At 57.4% G+C, this 18,009-nt stretch carries 20 protein-coding genes and 1 tRNA gene; 11 read left to right on the forward strand and 10 right to left on the reverse strand.

Annotated elements, in window-relative coordinates:
* Positions 1–5: 5 nt before the first annotated feature.
* Positions 6–1,040, forward strand: coding sequence for an adenosine deaminase (locus ACVWXF_RS03800; protein WP_457473678.1), 1,035 nt, complete (start codon positions 6–8; stop codon positions 1,038–1,040).
* Between the two features lie 192 nt (positions 1,041–1,232).
* A complete protein-coding gene (locus ACVWXF_RS03805; RefSeq protein WP_414342392.1) occupies positions 1,233–2,036 on the forward strand; it encodes a M55 family metallopeptidase in 804 nt (267 codons plus the stop codon).
* On the opposite strand, the gene mnmH is transcribed toward ACVWXF_RS03805, so the two are convergent.
* The 6 genes from mnmH to urtA form a co-directional block, all read right to left on the reverse strand.
* A complete protein-coding gene (mnmH, locus tag ACVWXF_RS03810; RefSeq protein ID WP_457441663.1) occupies positions 2,029–3,102 on the reverse strand; it encodes a tRNA 2-selenouridine(34) synthase MnmH in 1,074 nt (357 codons plus the stop codon). The genes ACVWXF_RS03805 and mnmH overlap by 8 nt on opposite strands.
* Positions 3,103–3,321: 219 nt before the next feature.
* Positions 3,322–4,086 carry an urea ABC transporter ATP-binding subunit UrtE gene (gene urtE / locus ACVWXF_RS03815; RefSeq protein WP_011433598.1) on the reverse strand — a complete coding sequence of 255 codons (765 nt, stop codon included), beginning with the start codon at positions 4,084–4,086 and terminating at the stop codon, positions 3,322–3,324.
* A gap of 34 nt (positions 4,087–4,120) precedes the next feature.
* Positions 4,121–4,888 carry an urea ABC transporter ATP-binding protein UrtD gene (urtD, locus tag ACVWXF_RS03820; RefSeq protein ID WP_011433599.1) on the reverse strand — a complete coding sequence of 256 codons (768 nt, stop codon included), beginning with the start codon at positions 4,886–4,888 and terminating at the stop codon, positions 4,121–4,123.
* Between the two features lie 170 nt (positions 4,889–5,058).
* Entirely contained in the window at positions 5,059–6,267 is a 1,209-nt protein-coding gene (gene urtC, locus ACVWXF_RS03825) for an urea ABC transporter permease subunit UrtC (protein ID WP_457441661.1), read from the reverse strand.
* Between the two features lie 3 nt (positions 6,268–6,270).
* A complete protein-coding gene (urtB, locus tag ACVWXF_RS03830; protein WP_457441659.1) occupies positions 6,271–7,428 on the reverse strand; it encodes an urea ABC transporter permease subunit UrtB in 1,158 nt (385 codons plus the stop codon).
* 104 nt (positions 7,429–7,532) lie between these two features.
* Complete coding sequence (gene urtA, locus ACVWXF_RS03835) at positions 7,533–8,807, reverse strand: urea ABC transporter substrate-binding protein (protein ID WP_457441657.1); 1,275 nt, start codon at positions 8,805–8,807, stop codon at positions 7,533–7,535.
* A gap of 386 nt (positions 8,808–9,193) precedes the next feature.
* Here urtA and ACVWXF_RS03840 point away from each other — a divergent pair, with 386 nt between their 5' ends.
* Both ACVWXF_RS03840 and ACVWXF_RS03845 read left to right on the forward strand, forming a co-directional pair.
* Positions 9,194–11,122, forward strand: coding sequence for a S9 family peptidase (locus ACVWXF_RS03840; RefSeq protein ID WP_457473679.1), 1,929 nt, complete (start codon positions 9,194–9,196; stop codon positions 11,120–11,122).
* A 177-nt stretch (positions 11,123–11,299) separates the two neighbouring features.
* Positions 11,300–12,004, forward strand: a complete 705-nt coding sequence (locus tag ACVWXF_RS03845; protein ID WP_041436634.1) for a Uma2 family endonuclease — start codon at positions 11,300–11,302, stop codon at positions 12,002–12,004.
* Positions 12,005–12,047: 43 nt separating this feature from the next.
* Here ACVWXF_RS03845 and ACVWXF_RS03850 read toward each other — a convergent pair whose 3' ends face one another.
* A complete protein-coding gene (locus ACVWXF_RS03850; protein WP_457473680.1) occupies positions 12,048–12,524 on the reverse strand; it encodes an urease accessory protein UreE in 477 nt (158 codons plus the stop codon).
* Positions 12,521–12,868, reverse strand: coding sequence for a hypothetical protein (locus ACVWXF_RS03855; protein ID WP_457441649.1), 348 nt, complete (start codon positions 12,866–12,868; stop codon positions 12,521–12,523). Before ACVWXF_RS03855 ends, ACVWXF_RS03850 begins: the two co-directional genes overlap by 4 nt.
* A gap of 42 nt (positions 12,869–12,910) precedes the next feature.
* Between ACVWXF_RS03855 and ACVWXF_RS03860 the strand changes: the two genes are divergently transcribed.
* The 3 genes from ACVWXF_RS03860 (at position 12,911) to ACVWXF_RS03870 (ending at position 15,020) form a co-directional block, all read left to right on the forward strand.
* Positions 12,911–13,237, forward strand: coding sequence for a phasin family protein (locus tag ACVWXF_RS03860; protein ID WP_011433607.1), 327 nt, complete (start codon positions 12,911–12,913; stop codon positions 13,235–13,237).
* A 107-nt stretch (positions 13,238–13,344) separates the two neighbouring features.
* Complete coding sequence (gene leuD, locus ACVWXF_RS03865) at positions 13,345–13,947, forward strand: 3-isopropylmalate dehydratase small subunit (RefSeq protein ID WP_414342404.1); 603 nt, start codon at positions 13,345–13,347, stop codon at positions 13,945–13,947.
* On the forward strand, positions 13,944–15,020 hold the full coding sequence (locus tag ACVWXF_RS03870; RefSeq protein WP_457473681.1) for an SAM-dependent methyltransferase: 1,077 nt from the start codon (positions 13,944–13,946) through the stop codon (positions 15,018–15,020). Before leuD ends, ACVWXF_RS03870 begins: the two co-directional genes overlap by 4 nt.
* On the opposite strand, the gene ACVWXF_RS03875 is transcribed toward ACVWXF_RS03870, so the two are convergent.
* A complete protein-coding gene (locus ACVWXF_RS03875; protein ID WP_011433610.1) occupies positions 14,996–15,190 on the reverse strand; it encodes a hypothetical protein in 195 nt (64 codons plus the stop codon). The two genes, ACVWXF_RS03870 and ACVWXF_RS03875, sit on opposite strands and share 25 nt — an antisense overlap.
* A gap of 140 nt (positions 15,191–15,330) precedes the next feature.
* Between ACVWXF_RS03875 and ACVWXF_RS03880 the strand changes: the two genes are divergently transcribed.
* The 4 genes from ACVWXF_RS03880 (at position 15,331) to ACVWXF_RS03895 (ending at position 17,734) form a co-directional block, all read left to right on the forward strand.
* The gene (locus tag ACVWXF_RS03880; protein WP_011433611.1) at positions 15,331–15,570 is read left to right on the forward strand and encodes a hypothetical protein; all 240 of its coding nucleotides are present in this window, start codon (positions 15,331–15,333) and stop codon (positions 15,568–15,570) included.
* A 90-nt stretch (positions 15,571–15,660) separates the two neighbouring features.
* Positions 15,661–16,074: an NfeD family protein gene (locus ACVWXF_RS03885; protein ID WP_414346738.1), complete on the forward strand. Its 414-nt coding sequence runs from the start codon at positions 15,661–15,663 to the stop codon at positions 16,072–16,074.
* A gap of 98 nt (positions 16,075–16,172) precedes the next feature.
* A tRNA-Pro gene (locus ACVWXF_RS03890) sits at positions 16,173–16,246 on the forward strand.
* A gap of 270 nt (positions 16,247–16,516) precedes the next feature.
* A complete protein-coding gene (locus ACVWXF_RS03895; protein WP_457473682.1) occupies positions 16,517–17,734 on the forward strand; it encodes an RNA-guided endonuclease InsQ/TnpB family protein in 1,218 nt (405 codons plus the stop codon).
* An 18-nt stretch (positions 17,735–17,752) separates the two neighbouring features.
* Here ACVWXF_RS03895 and ACVWXF_RS03900 read toward each other — a convergent pair whose 3' ends face one another.
* Positions 17,753–17,992, reverse strand: a complete 240-nt coding sequence (locus ACVWXF_RS03900) for a hypothetical protein (RefSeq protein WP_457473683.1) — start codon at positions 17,990–17,992, stop codon at positions 17,753–17,755.
* Positions 17,993–18,009 lie beyond the last annotated feature (17 nt).

The following is an 18,009-nucleotide window of genomic DNA, read 5'->3' on the forward strand; positions in this document are numbered from 1 at the left end:
CGTTTATGGCACTTCACGCGGAGTTGCACCGTCATTTGGGCGGTTCGGTTGTCCCCCGAATTCTGTGGCGCTATTTTCACCGCCAGGGATCCCCTGTGGCAGAGCGCTTTCCCACCTATGCCGAGTTCGAGGAGTTCTACACCCGCCCGCGCAACACCCTCGAAGATTACCTGGAGCTGCACACGCTGGTGGAACAGGTGCAAACCCTGGAAACCCTGCCCTATTTTATCTACCGCCTGCTGCGGGGAGCCTACGTCTTTGAGGATCTGGCCTACCTGGAGATTCGCTACACTCCCTACCTGCGCACGGATCCCAGCCTGGATGAGGGGGAGCGCCTCAAGCAGATGCGCCAGGTAATCGAGACGGTGGGGCAGGCCAGCCAGCAGCGGGAGTATCCCATCGTCACCACCCAGATCGTCTGTTTGCATTCACGCCTGCCCAGCCACATCAACCGGGCCATGGTGGAAGCTGCCGCTGAGTCGGAGTATGTGTGTGCCATCGACCTGGCCGGGGGAGACAAGCCCTACGGCGAACGGATGGACGAGTGGATTGAGCTGTTCAAGTATGCGCTGGCCCGCGGCCTGAAAACCACTGCCCACCTGTACGAAACTTTGGATGGCTGCTACCCACAGTTGCTGCCCTATGTCTCGCGGATCGGCCACGGCATTCAGATCCCCCTCCACTATCCAGAATTGCTGCCGGAGCTGGCACGGCGAGGACAATGCCTAGAAGTTTGTCCCACCACCTATCTAAAAACGGGAACCCTGCCCAGTTTGGAGCCCCTCAAGATAGTCTTTGACCGCTGCTTTGAGGCGGGGGTGGATATCGCCATCTGCACCGACAACGCCGGCTTGCACAATGTGCGGCTGCCGTTTGAGTACGAAAACCTGCTAACCCACGACATTATCGATTTCGAGCAGCTCAAACACTGCCAGGAAGCAGCCTTTCGTCACGCTTTTGCCTGGCCCTATAAGGGGCGTCCGGCCTCATTGTTGTCGGAGTTACAGCAGGGGGTATCTGCTTCTTTGGTGGCTCTCTGATCCCCTCAGCGGGACGGAGTCTTTATTCTTCATCCGAGCTTCTTGAGAATAGGGAAGGGATCCGTAACAGAGACAGGGGCAGCTTTCGCAAGGGAAATAACCGCTTGGATCCCTTGCCCAGAGCGATGCTGAGGGGCATCCGAGGGTGGATGAAGCCCAACAGAATCCAATGCTGAGTCTACTGAGCCAAGCATGAAGGTCTATATCAGTGCCGATATTGAAGGGATCGCCGGCATCAGCCATTGGGATGAGGCCACCATCGGCCAGCCGGGTTACGAGGCATTCCGAGAGCAGATGACCCGAGCAGTGATCGCGGCTTGTGAGGGATCCCTGGCTGCCGGAGCCACGCAGATCACAGTCAAAGATGCCCATGACTCCGGGCGGAACCTCATCCCCGAACGGTTGCCGGAGCCGGTGCAACTCATCCGCGGCTGGAGCGGCCACCCCTACTGTATGGTGCAAGAGTTGGATCGCAGTTACGATGCCCTGCTCCTAATCGGCTACCATGCCCGCGCCGGATCTGCTGCCAACCCCCTCGCCCACACCTACACCACCGAAGTTAGCCAAATCCGGCTGAACGGCCAGGCCATCGCCGAGTTTCACCTGGTCAGCCTCACGGCTGCCTATGAGGGAGTCCCAGTTGTGTTTGTAGCCGGAGATGCGGAGGTGTGTGCCGCAGCGAAAGCTTATGACGCCCACATCGAGACGGTGGTCACCCACAAAGGGATAGGCCAGTCGGTCATTACGCCACATCCGCAGCAGGTTCTACAGGCCATCCGCCAAGGTGTAGAGGGATCCCTGAGGCGGCTGTCGGCCTACCGTCCTCGCCCACTGCCGGATCACTTTCAATTGGAAGTGGACTACAAGGATCCCGCTCGGGCCTACCGCAAGTCTTTTTATCCCGGCTGCCGGTGGATTGCCGATTCCACGGTTCGGCTGGAAGTTTCCGAGTGGTTTGAGGTGTTGCGGGCTTTGGAGTTTATCGTGCTCACCTAGCCGCGACCGATGGGGATCCAAGCGGCATCTGGATGAGGCGAGCAGCAGCTTCCCTGAGGCTGGTCTCGGAAAGGTCGGACAGCTCAATCCGGGCCCGAAGGCGATTGAAGTTTTGCTGCAGCCCGTGTCGATAGGTGGGGTCGTAGTGCTGCTCCAGCAACTCCTGCACAAACTGCGGCCAGTCTTGGGCGTCGATCAGCTCAAACCAACGCTGCAGGCGGGCCTGGCCAAGACGGGACTTCAGAGGCAGCAATTTCCCTTTTAGCGCTTGGGGGTGAGCAATCCAGTGGGGATAGTGGGCGATTAACCCCTTCACCCGCTCCTTTAGAGGCAACTGCACTTCGACACAGTCGGCTTGGGTAAGGGCTTGCCAAAGGGCAGGCGGCAGATGGAGCTGGCCCACTTTGGCACTCTCAGCCTCCACCCAGACTGGCTTGGCGGGATCCCACTGGAGAAAAACCTGCACCAGTTGACTTTCAAAGCTCTTCTGACTGGGCTGTGGCACCCCCCACTCGGCCCCCAGGAGGGATCCCCGGTGACAGGCCAGCTTTTCCAGATCGAGAACTTGGGATCCCTGTTGGCGCAGATGGTGAAGCAACTGGGTTTTGCCGCTCCCTGTTGGTCCGCAGAGCACTCGGTAGGTAAATTCCTGGGGCAAGATCTGCAGCTGTCGGCGCACCCAGGCCCGGTAGGTTTTGTAGCCACCTTGCAAAACCGTAACCTGCCAGCCCACCTGGGACAACACCAATGCCAAGCTGGCAGAGCGCTGCCCTCCCCGCCAGCAGTAGATTAGGGGCCGGTAATCGCGATCTTTATCGGCAAAATGGGTTTGCAAGTGGCGACTGATGTTCTGGGCCACCAAGCTTGCCCCTCGTTTGCGGGCTGTAAAGGGATCCACCTGCTTGTAGAGCGTGCCCACCTCCGCCCGTTCTGTATCGTAGAGTACAGGCAAGTTGATGGCTCCCGGCCAATGATCCTCTGCGAACTCTGCCGGAGAGCGCACATCGATAATTTCGCTGTAGGTGTGCAGCCAGGGCTCTGCAGTGAAGTGAATCGGAGGAGACACAAACCTGTGGATGGAAATGGCAAGCTAGCGCAATCTTGAACAGTTTCTAGCTTAGCCAACGCTGCTGCTCAAGGAAGCCCAGGGCTAACCCTAGCCTATCCCCTCGCAGGTGGACTTCTCGCTTTTCCAGAAGTTTAGGCAAGGTCTCTGGAACATGCAGGATGCCATTTGCCGCTCTCAAAAAAGTTATAGAGGTTTTCAGGCTCTCCAGGTGCCACCTCAGATAGAAAGGTGAGCTCGGACTTTTTCTTCGTCCATTTGGTCAGTCGGCCCCTCCATGATAAGGGATCCATTTTCCATAAGATAAAAGTAATCGGCCAGACTTTGGGCAAACTCAAAATACTGCTCCACCAGCAACACCGAAACGCCCCGCTCCTTTTGAATACGGGTGATGGCTTCTTCAATCTCGATGATGATGGAGGGTTGGATCCCTTCTGTGGGCTCATCCAGGAGCAAAAGTTTGGGCTCTGCCACCAAAGCTCTGGCGATGGCCAGTTGCTGCTGCTGCCCACCGCTCAAATCCCCACCCAGCCGTTTAAGAAAAGAACGCAGAATTGGGAATAGGTCATAGACAAACTCAGGTATGATCCGTTCTCTGTCCGGTGCCGCTTCTAGCCCCACCAGCAGGTTTTCCTCAACCGTTAGGCGGGGAAATATCTCTCGACCTTGGGGTACATAGCCAATACCGGCGCGGGCTCGCCAATTGGGAGGGTAATGGTTGATAGGACGGCCCTCAAAAGCAATTTTGCCTGTGCAGTCTTTCAGAAGTCCCATCAGGGCTTTAAGTGTGGTGGTTTTGCCCATACCATTGCGGCCCAGAAGGCAAACCGCTTGGCCGGGAAAGATCTTAAAAGAGAGATCCTTCACAATTAAACTCTGACCATAGTAAACCCTCAAGTTGGAGACCTCCAGGAGAGGCCCGGATCCATCTCGGGATAAGTTTTGTGTTGCGGTCGCGTTTTCCGTATTCATAGGCCTGCGCATGAGTCGATTAGATACAGAACTATAGCCTCTTTGCTTAGTTTTTCCCCTTGTGGGATCCGAGATAGACCTCAATCACTCGCGGGTCGTTTTTCACATCCTCAAAGGTACCTTCGCACAGCACCGAGCCTTGGTGTAAAACGGTAACCTTGCGGGCAATTTGTCGTACAAACACCATGTCATGTTCGATCACCAAAATGGTGTGGCTTTGGGCTAAGGATTGAATTAACTCTCCTGTAGCTTCTGTTTCTTTGTCCGTCATCCCGGCCACGCATTCATCCAGCAGCAGCAAATCCGGATCTTGAGCAATCACCATGCCGATCTCCAGCCATTGCTTTTCTCCGTGGGAAAGCAGCCCTGCCGGAACCCGATCCTTACGGCTGAGGCCAATGGTTTCCAAAAGAGCATCCGTTTTTTCTCGCAGATGCTTTTTGCCCAATAGGGTGGAAAAAACCCTTTTGTCAGGGTTGAGGGATAGCTCCAAGTTTTCTCGCACGCTCAAGTTTTGATAGACCCGCGGCGTCTGAAACTTGCGCCCAACACCCAAAATCGAGATCTCATGTTCCTTGAGCTTGGTCAGATCTTTTCCTTTAAACAGCACCCGGCCTCGAGTAGGCTTAACCTTGCCCGTCAGCACATCGAGAAACGTAGTCTTGCCTGCCCCATTGGGGCCGATGACCACCCGCAGCTCCCCTTCCTCCAGAGAGAAGTTCAGCCTGTCTAAAGCCTTGAAGCCATCAAAGCTGACGGTGAGATCCTGAGTTTGTAAAATTTGTCGGGTGGCGGTGGGAGCTGCAGTGAGCATAGGGATCACATCCAAGAACGGAAAGGCCAAAGGTCAAACCGGATTCTCAACCCATCAAATAAACCCATCAAATAGGAGAGGAAACTTGGCATCGCTGGCTCACCCATGGGATCCTCTTACCTTAAACTTATATCTTGCACATAACTGACATCCTCAAGAGAGAGCCAGATTTAGGCTGGAGAAGTATTTGCCAAACGCCTGCGCCAAAGCTGAACGGTGACCCAAAGTTGCCTGCCTTGGGTGCGCACCCAACCCACCAGTCCATCCGGCAGCACCAGCACCACCAACAGGAACAATCCCCCCTGGAAAAACAGCCAAATCTCCGGAAAATTTTCGCTCAGCAAGCTCTTGGCAAAGTTAACCAACAGAGCCCCCAGCACCGCCCCCACCAAACTGGCCCGACCGCCCACCGCCACCCAGATTACCATCTCAATGGAAAAGGGAACGGCCATCGCATTGGGAGAGATGATCCCAGTTTGCAAGGTAAACAAAGCTCCGGCAACACCCGCCAGGGCAGCAGACACGGCAAACACCAGAACTTTAAAGCCGGTGGGATCGTAGCCGGAAAAACGAACCCGCGGCTCGTCATCTCGAATGGCTACCAGGATCCGACCGAATAAGCCGCTGGTCAGCCAACGACAGAGAAGGTAAGCCAAAACCACCGCCAGAACTGTAGTGACATAGACAGCAAAGCGCATTTCGGACGAGTTGACATCTAGGCCAAACAAAGTCTGGAAGTTGGTCAGGCCGTTGGTGCCGTTAATTAAGCGCTGTTGGCCGTTGAAGAAGTTAAAGAAAATGATCGTGGTGGCCTGAGTTAGAATGGAGAAATAAACCCCTCGAATGCGATTTCTCACCACCAAATATCCCAGGGCTGCTGCCACCAAAGCCGGGATCAAGACAACAGCAACAGCCGTAAACGGAAAAGAATAAAAGGGGTACCAAAACCAGGGCAATTCCGTTACCCCGTAGAGGCTGAAAAACTCCGGTATCTGACCTTCCGGCAATTGCAATTTCAGGTGCATCCCTAGAGCGTAGCCCCCCAAGGCAAAGAACACCCCATGCCCCAGGCTGAGCATGCCGGTATAGCCCCAGATGAGGTCGATCCCCAAAGCTACAATGCTGAGGGCCAGAAACCGCCCCAGCAAGTTGAGCCGAAAGCCAGACAGCACAGTTGGGGCCACAAAGATCAAGGCCAGCACCAAAACGATGAGGATCCCGGCCTCCCACAGAAGCTTGCGAGAAGAATTGGGACCCCCACCCGCGGCGGGAGCAGCCACTTCATGATCAGCACGGGGGGAATGAACCAGTTTCATGGGCTTTGTGAGGGAGTAGAAGATGGAGAGTCTGGTCCTAGAGTTTTCGCCAAGCGAGATCATTCCCTAGGCATCCACCATACGACCTTTTTCGGGGAAAAGGCCCCGAGGTCGCACCTGCAAAAAGGCCACGATCAAAGCAAAGACCATCACCTTGGCCATGCTCGTGGTGGCAAAAAAGTTGAGGGTATCGGTCAGGATGGGCACGTTGGGAAAAATCAAAGCCAGCGTCCCTGAGCCGATGACAAAGTTGGCAATCCCGATCCCAAGCGCTGCCACAATGCTGCCCAAAAGCTTACCGACACCCCCCACGACAACCACCATAAAGGTATCCACGATGTAGTTTTGGCCGGTGTTCGGCCCCACGGATCCCAGCAGGCTGACCGCCACGCCGGCTACTCCCGCCAGACCCGAACCGATGGCAAAGGTAAGGGCATCCACCTTTTGCGTGGGGATCCCTACACAGGCGCTCATGGCCCGATTCTGGGTAACCGCCCGGATGCGCAGCCCCCAGCGGGTGCGTTGCAAGAAGAAGTACAGCCCCAGGATGCAGAAGACAGTGAGGGCGATGATAAACAGGCGGGTATTGGGCAAAAACAGGTTGCCCACCGGGATCCCACCCCCCAGCCACCGGGGAGCCGTCACGTCTTTGTTCTGGGCGCCGAACCAAGGCTGGGTAACCGCCAAAGCATAGGTTTGCGCCAGCACCCGCCCCCCCACCGCTGCAATTGCCGTGGAAAGCACCAGTAGCAGCGCCAGCGTCCACCCTTTGAGGCGCGGCCAAGCCGTTCGCCTGGCCAAGAGCCACCAGCCGCCGAAAAAGAGCACCGCGAAGGCCCCCAAGCGGAAAGCCAGCACCCAATTGACGCTGCGCACAAACTGCTGCAGGATCAGGCTCACACCCCAAGTGGCCAGAAGGGTTTCCAGCGGTCGGCCATACAAAAAGCGAATCACCCCCCGCTCCAAGGCCAGCCCTACCAGAGCAGTGACGGCAAAGGCTGCCACCAAAGCCGGGAAGATATACAGATCCCGCCAGGGATCCCCTAGGGGACGAAAGGCATTTTGAACCACAAAAGTGGTGTAGGCCCCCAACATCATCAGCTCCCCATGGGCCATGTTGATGACCCCCATGAGGCCGAAAACAATAGCCAAGCCCAGAGCGGCTATCAGCAAGACGGTGCCGATGCTAAGGCCGTTGAACAAGCTATCCAAGAGCAAGGTCATCGGCAGGGGATCCTCCTTCCAACTAAACTAGGGAGGCTAACCGAGCATCTAGGCGGGATCCCCGACCCTATCCAAACGGCAAGGGATCCCAGCCCTGGCCAGGACTAGCTGACTTTGTAGCGACCGCCCTTGGCCGGATCTGACCAATCGCAGGCAAAGCCCTTGGTCTCTGCCACAAACTGGTTCCAGGGCTGCGGCTCCACGGCATCCGTAGAAAAGATGACATCAAACAAACCGTCAGAGCGCACCTGGCCGATCCGCACATACTTGGTCAGGTGGTGATTGGTGTTCATGGTTACCAAGCCTTCTGGGGCATCAAAGGTCTGGCCATAGGCTGCCTGCCGCACGGCGTCGATTTCCACTGTTCCCGCTTCTTCCACTGCCTGCTTCCAGATGTAAACCATGATGTAGGCGGCTTCCATCGGGTCGTTGGTGACGCGGTTTTGGCCGTATTCTGCCTTGAAAGCCTCCACAAACTTCTTGTTGGCAGGCGTATCCACCGTCATAAAGTAGTTCCAGGCGGCAAAGTGCCCTTCCAAAAATTCGGGGCCAATGGCCTGCACCTCTTCTTCGGCAATGCTGACGGACATGGAAGGATAGCGATCTGGCCCCAGCCCTGCCCCTTTCAGTTGTTTGAAAAAGGCCACGTTGCTGTCGCCATTCAAGCTGTTGTAGATCACACCGCCATTGGGAAGAGCGGCCCGGATCTTGCTGATGATGGGGGTAACTTCTGTGTTGCCCAAAGGCAGATAGTCTTCACCCACCACTTTGCCCCCCAGGGCTTCCAACTGGGCCTTGATGATGGTGTTGGCCGTGCGGGGGAACACGTAGTCGGATCCCACCAGGAAGAACTCTTTGCCCTTGTTCTTGAGCAGCCATTCCACCGAAGGCTCGATCTGCTGGTTGGGGGCAGCGCCGGTGTAGAAGATGTTTTTGGAGCACTCTTGTCCTTCGTACTGCACGGGATACCAGAGCAGGTGCTGCTTGGATTCAAACACCGGCAAAACCGCTTTGCGACTGGCCGAAGTCCAGCAGCCGAATACCGTTGCCACCTTGTCCACATCGATCAATTTGGTGGCTTTCTCGGCAAAGGTTGGCCAATCGGAAGCCCCATCCTCGATAATCGGCTCGATCTGCTTGCCCAAAACCCCACCGGCGGCATTGATCTCTTTGATGGCCAGCTTTTCCGCATCCACCACGCTGGTTTCCGAAATGGCCATGGTGCCGCTAAGGGAGTGCAAAATGCCAACGCGGATGGTCTCTCCCTGGGCGTAGGCGGGCACAGACCGCTTCACCCAGATCTGCGGCCCTAGGGCAGCCCCGGCTCCGGCCAGAGCGCCCATTTTCAGCACTTGACGACGATTAAAAGATTGAGCCATCGGTGATCTCCGAAACGAAGTGAGTGCAAAGGGTATTAAGAAGTCCAGTTGTTGCAGCAGCCCGGCCAACAGAGGGAAGCACTTAGCTCATCACCTCGCCCATGTGTTAAATTTGCCCAACTGCAGTCGGCTGAGGCTTTCACCGAATGCCTTCCCAACATCAACAGAGGAAAAGGCTAATCCTGCAGTCGAGAAAGCGTTGTGCATCCCTGTTGCCTTAACGTGTTCCATCAAACCCATTCAGCCCGGAGAGAATTGTATCGCGGGATACCTTTTCCCAGAATCCGAGCCTGTTCTCGGCTCCCTTTCCCCACAGGCTGTAGGCAAAGGCAGGGATCCCTTGCTCCCGGCATAATAGGGGTTCTGGGGTGGAGAATTAACAGCCTATGGTGCAGCAGGCCGGCTATGGATCTTGGCGATCCCCGATTACCGCTGACCTGGTGGTGACGGGATCCCTGCGCTTGGGACAGATGGTTTGGGATGGAGGGGATCTCTACTGGACGGAGGGCCGCCCGCAAGAAAAAGGGCGCAATGTGTTGATGCAGCGCTCTGCCGACGGGATCCTGGTGGAGCTGACACCGGCACCTTTCAATGTGCGGACACGGGTGCATGAGTATGGGGGTGGAGCTTATTGGGTGTCGGCAGGGGTAGTGTATTTTTGCAACTTCGCTGACCAACGGCTCTACCGCCTGCTGCCGGGTTCGGATCCCCAGCCCCTGACGGAAGCAGGCCCCTATCGCTATGCAGATGGGGTGGTGGATCGGGCGCGTGGACGCATCCTCTGTGTGCGGGAAGATCACAGCCGCCAGGGAGAGCCGGAAAACAGCCTTGTCTCGATTGACTTGGAAAGCGGATCCCAGCAGATTTTGGCTTCTGGGCACGACTTCTACGCCAGCCCGCGCCTCAGTCCAGACGGCCAGACCTTGGTATGGCTGACCTGGGATCACCCCCAAATGCCCTGGGACGGCACAGAGCTGTGGCGGTCTGAGGTGAACCCTGACGGCAGCTTGGGAGAACCTCAAAAGCTGGCCGGTGGCCCTGCCGAGTCGATCTTCCAGCCCCAGTGGTCACCGCAAGGGGATCTCTACTTTGTTTCGGATCGCAGCGGCTGGTGGAACCTCTATCGCTGGGATCCCCAGGGCCCCATTCCCCTCTGCCCTATGGAAGCGGAGTTTGGAGAGCCGCAGTGGGTGTTTGGCCTGAGCACCTACGGCTTCTGTGGCGATGGGCGCATCCTGGCCTGTTATGAACAAGACGGGCTGTCTCATCTGGCTTATCTGGATCCCCATTCAGGACAGTTGGCAGGGATCCCCTTGCCCTACACCCAGATCAGCGGTTTGCAGGTGAGTGGGGAAAAAGCCGCTTTCCTGGCCGGATCCCCGACGGAAGCCACTGCCTTGGTCTGCCTAGACTTACCCTCCAGCCAAGTGGAGGTGGTGGCCCGTTCCAGCAGCGTGGCGGTGGATCCCGACTATCTGTCGATCCCAGAGCCCATTGTTTTTCCCACCGGTGGCGGCAAGGAAGTGGCCTACGCCTTCTTCTATCCCCCCAAAAACCGAGACTTTGTTGCCCCTGCTGGCGAAAAGCCACCCCTGCTGGTGAAAAGCCACGGCGGGCCCACCGGGGCGACGGCAGCCGTGCTCAACCTGGGGATCCAATACTGGACCAGTCGGGGGATTGCCGTTTTGGATGTGAACTACCGGGGCAGCAGCGGCTACGGACGGGCCTATCGGGATGCTCTCAAAGGCCGGTGGGGCCTGGTAGATGTGGAAGATTGCATCGCCGGATCCCAATTTTTGGCAGAACAGGGCAAGGTGGATGGGGAACGGCTGCTCATTCAAGGGGGCAGCGCTGGCGGCTATACCACGTTGGCGGCCTTGACCTTCCACGCCGTCTTCCGAGCAGGTGCCAGCTACTACGGGGTGAGCGATCTGGAAGCCCTAGCCCAGGAGACCCACAAGTTCGAGTCTCGCTACTTGGACAGCCTTATTGGCCCCTACCCAGAGCGACGGGATCTCTACCGGGAGCGCTCCCCCATTCATCACCTAGAGGGCCTCAATTGTCCGGTTATCTTCTTTCAAGGCTTGGAAGACGCCATCGTGCCCCCCAATCAGGCGGAGAGGATGGTGGCAGCCCTACGGGCCAAAGGGATCCCGGTGGCCTATGTGCCTTTCGAGGGAGAGCAACATGGCTTTCGCCAGGCGGCCAACATCAAACGGGCTTTGGAGGCAGAGCTTTACTTTTATGCCCAGGTGTTGGGGTTTCCGCTGGCAGAACCTCTTGAGCCGGTTCGGATCGAGAACTTGGACACCTGATGATGACTGCTCAATGGGTCGAATGAAGAGCAAGAAGGGATTCCATCCATGACTCAATCGCTCCGCAACACTGTCACAACCGAGCAGCCACTCTATGATGGACTTACCAGCCGACCCGGATGGAGTCATCGATAGTGCTCCTCAACGTTGTTGCAACTGCTTGCAGGAGAGCTGGTCATGAGCGTCAGTAGCCCTTCCTTCCGTGAACTGCCCATCTTAGAAAGCGGCGATCGTCTCACCCGCGATGAGTTTGAACGGCGCTATCAAGCCATGCCTCAGCTCAAAAAAGCCGAGCTGATTGAGGGAATTGTTTACGTGGCATCTCCCCTCAGATATCGCCGACATGGCAGACCACACAGCCACATCATGGCCTGGCTGGGAGTTTATGAAGCAGCAACGCCGGGGGTTGAGTCGGCGGGCAATCCAACCGTTCGCCTGGACTTGGACAATGAGCCGCAGCCAGATGCCATATTGCGGATGCACGAATCTTGTGGGGGACAGTCCCGCATTAGCGAGGATGACTACATTGAGGGTGCACCGGAGCTGATTGTGGAGATTGCCGCCAGCACAGCTTCCTACGACCTGCATGATAAGCTGCGGGCCTACCGGCGCAACGGCGTGCGGGAATATCTGGTCTGGCTAACCCAAGAGCAAGCCTTTCGCTGGTATGTCTTCCAGAATGGAGAGTACGTGCAGCAACAGCCCAATGAGTTGGGCGTTTTGTACAGTCGGGTGTTTCCGGGGTTGTGGTTAGCCGTGGACGCGCTGCTGACGGGCAACATGCAGCAGGTGTTGGGTGTGCTGCAAAGGGGAATTGAGTCGGAGGAACACCGAGAGTTTGCAGCGCGGTTGGCAACCCGAGAAGCAGAGGCTGGAGCCTAGGCCATGAGTCGGAGGGACGGGTTTGCGCTCGCAAAGGCTCAGGTTAATGGCTGTGGGCCAACAGGTTGGGCTCGAAGACCTCCATCTCCAACCGAAACGGGATCCCCATGTGGGCCAGCCAGTCCTGCAGCGGATCATCGGCCAGCGCCAGGATCTGTCCTTGGAGAGAAACGTGGGCCGGGCGGTGCCAATTGCCCAGTTGATGAATCACCTGGCCCATCTGGATGGGGTTTTCAGGTTGAATCAAGAGCACCGGTTCGGGTTGGGCTTTGACCCGAATGTGTCGCTGCGCATCCGCATAGAGCAGATCCCCATCGTGAAGATGGGTGCCCCGAGGCAGCATCAACTGGATCTCGGTGCCCCGATCGCTCACCAGCCGTTGCCGGGATCGCTGGCGGTCGTGCCAAGTGAGGGAAACCACTTCCAAGTGGCCGGGGATCCCCTCTGACGGCTCGTCCAGCAGTTGCGTCACCGTAATGGCCGCGGGCTCCTCTCCCGCAGCATGGGCATCTTCGCTCATGTTAGGGACTCCAGATATTGGCTGAGGTCTTCTTGAAGGCGAGAGAACTCCACTTCGGTGGAAAAGCGCAGCCCTTCCGTTTTCACAGTAACCAAGACCTTGGCTGCGTGGGGGCCGACCCAGATGTTGGGGTTGCAGAACATCTCCAAAGAGAAGTCGGCAGCAGAATGATGAAACTCAACCGGATCCTGAGGCTGCTGCCGGGAGCTGCCCGAGCGAACCTTGAGCCGCTCCAAGAGGATTTGCAGAGCCTTGTGCCATTGTTGTGCCGCCTCAGGCGAAAGGGAGAAACTGGCCGAGCCGGTTGCGAAGTTGAGGGCAAACTGAGGAAAATGGGTAGTCATGGAGGCCCGTACCGTTCGCGAAGCGTCCTTTGGAGGGCAGCATTGGACAACAACAGTATCTTACGTCAGCTCTTGCTAATGGGCGTGGGCACAACCACTCTGCTGGCAGAACAGTTGAGAAAGGCTGCCGACGACTTGGTGCAGAAGGGGCAGCTCAACCCAGAAGAGGCATCCAATGTCATCAACAACCTGCTCAACCAGGTGAAGGCCGAGCAGAGCAACTTTGAATCCTATGTTCAGCGGCAGGTGCGCAACGTCCTGCAGGATCTGGGCGTGCCCCGCCAATCGGAAATGGACGAGCTGCGCGGGCGGCTGGATCGGCTGGAGCGGCAGGTGCGCAATTTGGAAAATCAGGTTTACCGCCGGTAGCCGAGCTGAGCCTTCCCCTTTTGCCGGCTTTCCTTTGCCGTTGGGCAGGGTTTTGCCGAACGTTGCGATACCCTGAAGTTCTCTCTGGGAGAATTCATCAAGTTCCTATGTCAAGCGAAGTTTTGACCGTCACAGGCCGAGGGATCCCCCTGCTGGGCAACGACATCGACACCGATCGGATTATCCCGGCCCGCTTTTTGAAGTGCGTCACCTTCGACGGCTTGGGCCAGCACGTGTTTGCCGACGACCGCGCCCAGGATCCCGGCCAACACCCCTTCGATCAACCCCAGTACCAGGGAGCCCAGATCCTCGTGGTCAATGCCAATTTTGGCTGTGGCTCCAGCCGGGAGCATGCCCCCCAAGCGCTGGCCAAGTGGGGGATCCGCGCCCTCATTGGCGAAAGCTTTGCCGAGATCTTCTTCGGCAACTGCTTGGCTCTAGGGATCCCTTGTGTTACGGCACCCCCGGCTGTGATTCAAGCCCTGCAGAAGGCGGTGGCGGAAAATCCCCAGCTCCAGTTGACGCTGGATCTGCCCAACAAACAGGTGCGCTGGGAGGCAAATACCGCTGCTGTGGAGATCCCCCAGGGAGCCTGGCAAATGCTGGTGCAGGGCACCTGGGACGCCACAGGACAACTGCTGGCCGCCCAAGCCCAGATTCAGCAAGTAGCCGCTTCTTTACCCTACGTGCGTTGGCAGCGAGCCCGTTGAGCAATCCTCTCCCCCCTGATACCCATACATGGCTGGGCAGTGCTGACCCAGATTTTCTGGATTTGGCGATCCGGGAGATAGAAGCTGCGGATCCAGAGGCTGCCGTGCAGCGGCTAAAGGAAGCACCTGGCTTGGTGTGGGTATGCAGCCAACGCTCATTTGCCGACCTGGCTGAGGCTTGGCAAGCTGACCCGCCCATTTTTTTACGCCACATCTGCCCCATTCACCAAGAACGGCGGCTGGCCGAGGGATCCTTAGTTGAATTGCGCCTTGATGGGGAAATGTTGGCAGCCATTGACCCCACCCTCAGCTTTTCGGTTCAGACGCGCCTGTTTGGGGAGCGGAATCTCAAGCCCTTCCAGGTCAATGAAACCCTGGCCGAACAGGTGATCGCAGCGGTGGGATCCCCCCTGCAGGTCAAAGACCCACAGCAGGTGATCTCGGTGGTGATCCTGGCTCAACCGATGGGCATTCGCGCTTGGCTGGGCCTATCCTTGGCTGCCCAGAACCTCTCCAACTGGGCCGGTGGGATCCATCGCTTTCGGCGGGATCCAGAGCAAATCAGCCGCTCCGAGTTTAAGCTGCTGGAGGCCATCCAGGTGTTTCAGATTCCCTTGGTGCCGGGGGGACAGGCTCTGGATCTGGGGGCAGCACCGGGGGGATGGTCGCGCATTTTGCGCCTATATGGCCAGCAGGTCACGGCAGTGGATCCGGGGGACTTGGACGAGCGCCTCAGCCAAGATCCGGGGATCCGCCACCATTGCCTCAGCGCCCAAGCCTACCTGGCCCGTGGCCCAGGCCGGTTTCACCTCATCCTCAACGACATGCGCATGGATGGTCCGGCTTCCGCCCACCTGATGGTGGCTTTTGCTCCCCATCTGGAGCCACAGGGGAGAGCTGTGATGACCCTGAAGCTACCTCGCCAACACCGCCTGCGGGTGCTGCGGCAAAGTCTGGAGATTTTGGGTAGTGCCTTCCCCCTGGTGAGAGCCCGCCACCTGTTTCACAATCGCAGCGAAGTCACCCTCTACTTGGGGATCCCTGCCCCTCAATCTGCCGTTTCCACCACCTGAATCTCCCGACGGAGCACCATTTCGCGAATGGACTCCAGCAAGCCTATCTCTTCGGGGGAGATTTTGCCGTCCGACCGGATGGCGTTGACGATTTGATCCACCTCTGTGCGGGTGAGCTTTTTGTCTTCCAGCGCTCGATCCACCAGCGCTTGCAATTGCGAAAACTCCATAAGGCTCCTCTGCGCTTGAACAGGTCTTGTCGCCTCATTTCCTCATCTAAGCTACCCGCCCTGACCCAAATCTCCTGCAAGCGCAAGATTCTCTTCAGGTATCCTAAAGAAAACGTGAAACCCACCGAGAGGAAGACATCATGGCTGGCCCGGATCCCAGGAGCACTGCGCACGATTGCGCCACCCTCTGTCGAGATGGCTGTGTCTTGGGAGAGGACTGCCCCCACCGAGAGGCAGCTCGCCAAGCCGTGGCCTTTGTCATGAGCACCGACTGGGAGACCTTGATGCGGATCGCCGAATCCAAGAACCTACCCAAAAGCTCCCCTCAGGAAGAGATGGATCCCCTGCAGTTTTTGGAGAATTACCGCTTGGGCGGGTAAGCCCCAACCAGTCTCCCTAAGGACAAGGGATCCCTGCTGAGGATCCAGGGGTTTTGAGCCATACTGAGTTAGGTGGGATCCCTGGATTCTATGGTTTGGCCTTGGATCATCATCGGGTTAGTCCTCATTTCTGCCGAATTGTTTTTGCCAGAATTGGTTGCCGGCTCGGTGGGGCTGGCGGCGCTCTTGGCGGGGCTTTTGGCTTATTTGGGGCTGCCGATCTGGGTACAATTTGCCAGCTGGATTGGGGCATCGGTGGTGTTGATTATCCTCAGCCGCCGTCTGGTGCCCCATGGATCGGTTCAGGTAGAGGAATCTCGCGAGGCGCGGGCAATCACCCCCATTCCCCCAGGCGAACGGGGGCGGGTTTCTTATCTGGGTTCCACCTGGAACGCCAAGTGCAGCATTCCCAACCTGGAAATCCAAGCCGGGCAGGAGCTCTACGTGGTGGAGCGACAGGGGAATACCCTCATTGTCATGCCGGCCAAGATGCTCAAGTCCTGACCTGGACAAATGTTTGTTTCCCTTGTTGCCTTGAGCGAGGGATCCCTGCTTGGGTGTGCATCAGAGGCGGGGATCTGGCATAATCACAAAAGCTAAGCCGGGATGTAGCGCAGCTTGGTAGCGCATCTGCTTTGGGAGCAGAGGGCCGCAGGTTCAAATCCTGTCATCCCGATCCTGCCTGCACCAAGAACAGAGCCATTCGCGTTCTTGGCCGATAGCTTCGCGCTTATCCAGGGCCCCAAAATCTTCCCATTGATGTTGCTAACTGCTAAAGCGGGCGTTTATTGGTGGAGGCGCAGTCTTTGTCTTGAAGGCGCAAGAAGCAAACTCTTCGATTCTTCGATGCCATGAAAGAAATGGGCGGATCAGCTAGAAATCGCAGGAGCCCCGCACTGTACCCGTAGGGTCAGTGCCGGGAGGAATGCGAGGTTACAATAGAACTATGACCCAAGTCCTGACCGTCTCCTGCAAGCTCAAGGCGTCCCAGTCGCAGGCCGCCAAATTGGACGCGACTTTGGAGGCTTTTGGCCAAGCCTTGAATTGGGTCAACCAGAACACGCCGGAGAAAGTCGCCAACGCCGTTAAGCTCCAGTCTCTGTGCTACCGCGAAATCCGCGCCCGGTTCGGCTTGTCCAGTAACTTGGCTCAGCAGGTCTGCAGACGGCTGGCCGGCGCCCGTAAAGTTGCCCAACAGAAAAACCGCCCCGTCAAAGCGTTGTCGCTACGCGACGCTAACGCGAACAAGGGGGGCTTCGCTACCTACGACGCTCGTATCTTTTCGTTCCGCGAGAAAGACTGGACGGTGTCGCTGACCACGGTGGAGGGTCGGGAGCGCTTTGAGCTGGCGATTGGCCGCTACCAGAGAGAACGGCTGGCGGGCTCCAATCCCAAATCTGCCACTCTGGTCAAGCGTAAAGACGGCTCCTACTCTATTCAGATCTGTGTAGAAGCGGAGCCATCCCCACCGCAACGCACGGGTAGAGTGCTGGGGGTGGACTTGGGAAGGACGGATATTGCTCATACGTCGGAAGGGGATAACTGGAATGGACAGCAGTTGAACCGAATCCGAGACCACTACTCCCGGTTGAGGGCGGTACTCCAACGCAAAGCCAGTAAGGGCACCCGCAGTTCGCGGCGCAGATGCAGAGAACTGTTGCAACGGCTGTCTGGCAAGGAAAGACGCTTTCAGGCGTGGGTCAATCATCGCATCTCCAAAGCTATTGTCTCTAGGGCAAAGGCGACAAATAGCGCTCTTGCTCTGGAAGACTTGACAGGGATCCGGGAAAGGGTCAATCAACAGCCGCGCAGCAAAGCCGAGCGGCGCAGGGCCAACAGTTGGGCGTTCTACCAACTACGTCAGTTTCTGGAGTACAAGGCGAGGGTTGCAGGGGTTTCTCTGATTCTTGTGCCGCCTGCCTACACGTCGCAGACCTGCCACAAGTGTTTACACATCCATCCCGATCCTGCGCAATCCTACCGCAGTGGTAAGTCGTTCAAGTGTGGGCACTGTGGATGGGAAGGGGATGCGGATTTGAATGGTGCGAATGTGATTGCGCTTTTGGGGGCTGCCGTAAACCAGCCTAGAGGTTCGGGCCTGTTTTGTTCTCTGGTAGGGCAGAGCAGGCTCAGGGCTACTGAAAGCCCGCTCCATACCGCTTAGCGGTCGGAGCCGGGTAGTTTACGCAGCCAAGCGGGATCCCTTGTAGCCAGGCTGAGGGAAAAAAGAAGCAAGCACAAAAAAGGCAGGGTTGACTTGCCCCTGCCGAGAAGATCGAGAGCCGAGAGCCTGCTCTCCTTGTCGTAATCGTTGCATCAAGGCGCGGTTCCGTTTGTCCAGTTGGCGCTTGCGTGCCGATCCCCCACGACCGCGACGGTTTCTGCCCTGATGGCGAGGAGATTCATGAGATTTCAACAGCATGGGATTCCCCTGATAAA

The organism is Thermostichus sp. MS-CIW-40 (assembly GCF_054058315.1).

What these genes read in the sequence shown, in the direction of transcription:
- ACVWXF_RS03885 (WP_414346738.1), top strand. Translation starts at nt 15,661, where the DNA reads ATGGTTTGGCCTTGGATCATCATCGGGTTAGTCCTCATTTCTGCCGAA.
- ACVWXF_RS03805 (WP_414342392.1), top strand. Translation starts at nt 1,233, where the DNA reads ATGAAGGTCTATATCAGTGCCGATATTGAAGGGATCGCCGGCATCAGC.
- leuD (WP_414342404.1), top strand. Translation starts at nt 13,345, where the DNA reads ATGTCAAGCGAAGTTTTGACCGTCACAGGCCGAGGGATCCCCCTGCTG.
- ACVWXF_RS03840 (WP_457473679.1), top strand. Translation starts at nt 9,194, where the DNA reads ATGGTGCAGCAGGCCGGCTATGGATCTTGGCGATCCCCGATTACCGCT.
- ACVWXF_RS03845 (WP_041436634.1), top strand. Translation starts at nt 11,300, where the DNA reads ATGAGCGTCAGTAGCCCTTCCTTCCGTGAACTGCCCATCTTAGAAAGC.
- urtE (WP_011433598.1), bottom strand. Translation starts at nt 4,086, where the DNA reads ATGCGCAGGCCTATGAATACGGAAAACGCGACCGCAACACAAAACTTA.
- ACVWXF_RS03895 (WP_457473682.1), top strand. Translation starts at nt 16,517, where the DNA reads ATGACCCAAGTCCTGACCGTCTCCTGCAAGCTCAAGGCGTCCCAGTCG.
- urtD (WP_011433599.1), bottom strand. Translation starts at nt 4,888, where the DNA reads ATGCTCACTGCAGCTCCCACCGCCACCCGACAAATTTTACAAACTCAG.
- urtA (WP_457441657.1), bottom strand. Translation starts at nt 8,807, where the DNA reads ATGGCTCAATCTTTTAATCGTCGTCAAGTGCTGAAAATGGGCGCTCTG.
- ACVWXF_RS03875 (WP_011433610.1), bottom strand. Translation starts at nt 15,190, where the DNA reads ATGGAGTTTTCGCAATTGCAAGCGCTGGTGGATCGAGCGCTGGAAGAC.
- ACVWXF_RS03855 (WP_457441649.1), bottom strand. Translation starts at nt 12,868, where the DNA reads ATGACTACCCATTTTCCTCAGTTTGCCCTCAACTTCGCAACCGGCTCG.
- ACVWXF_RS03880 (WP_011433611.1), top strand. Translation starts at nt 15,331, where the DNA reads ATGGCTGGCCCGGATCCCAGGAGCACTGCGCACGATTGCGCCACCCTC.
- ACVWXF_RS03800 (WP_457473678.1), top strand. Translation starts at nt 6, where the DNA reads ATGGCACTTCACGCGGAGTTGCACCGTCATTTGGGCGGTTCGGTTGTC.
- ACVWXF_RS03850 (WP_457473680.1), bottom strand. Translation starts at nt 12,524, where the DNA reads ATGAGCGAAGATGCCCATGCTGCGGGAGAGGAGCCCGCGGCCATTACG.
- urtC (WP_457441661.1), bottom strand. Translation starts at nt 6,267, where the DNA reads ATGATCTCGCTTGGCGAAAACTCTAGGACCAGACTCTCCATCTTCTAC.
- ACVWXF_RS03900 (WP_457473683.1), bottom strand. Translation starts at nt 17,992, where the DNA reads ATGCTGTTGAAATCTCATGAATCTCCTCGCCATCAGGGCAGAAACCGT.
- urtB (WP_457441659.1), bottom strand. Translation starts at nt 7,428, where the DNA reads ATGACCTTGCTCTTGGATAGCTTGTTCAACGGCCTTAGCATCGGCACC.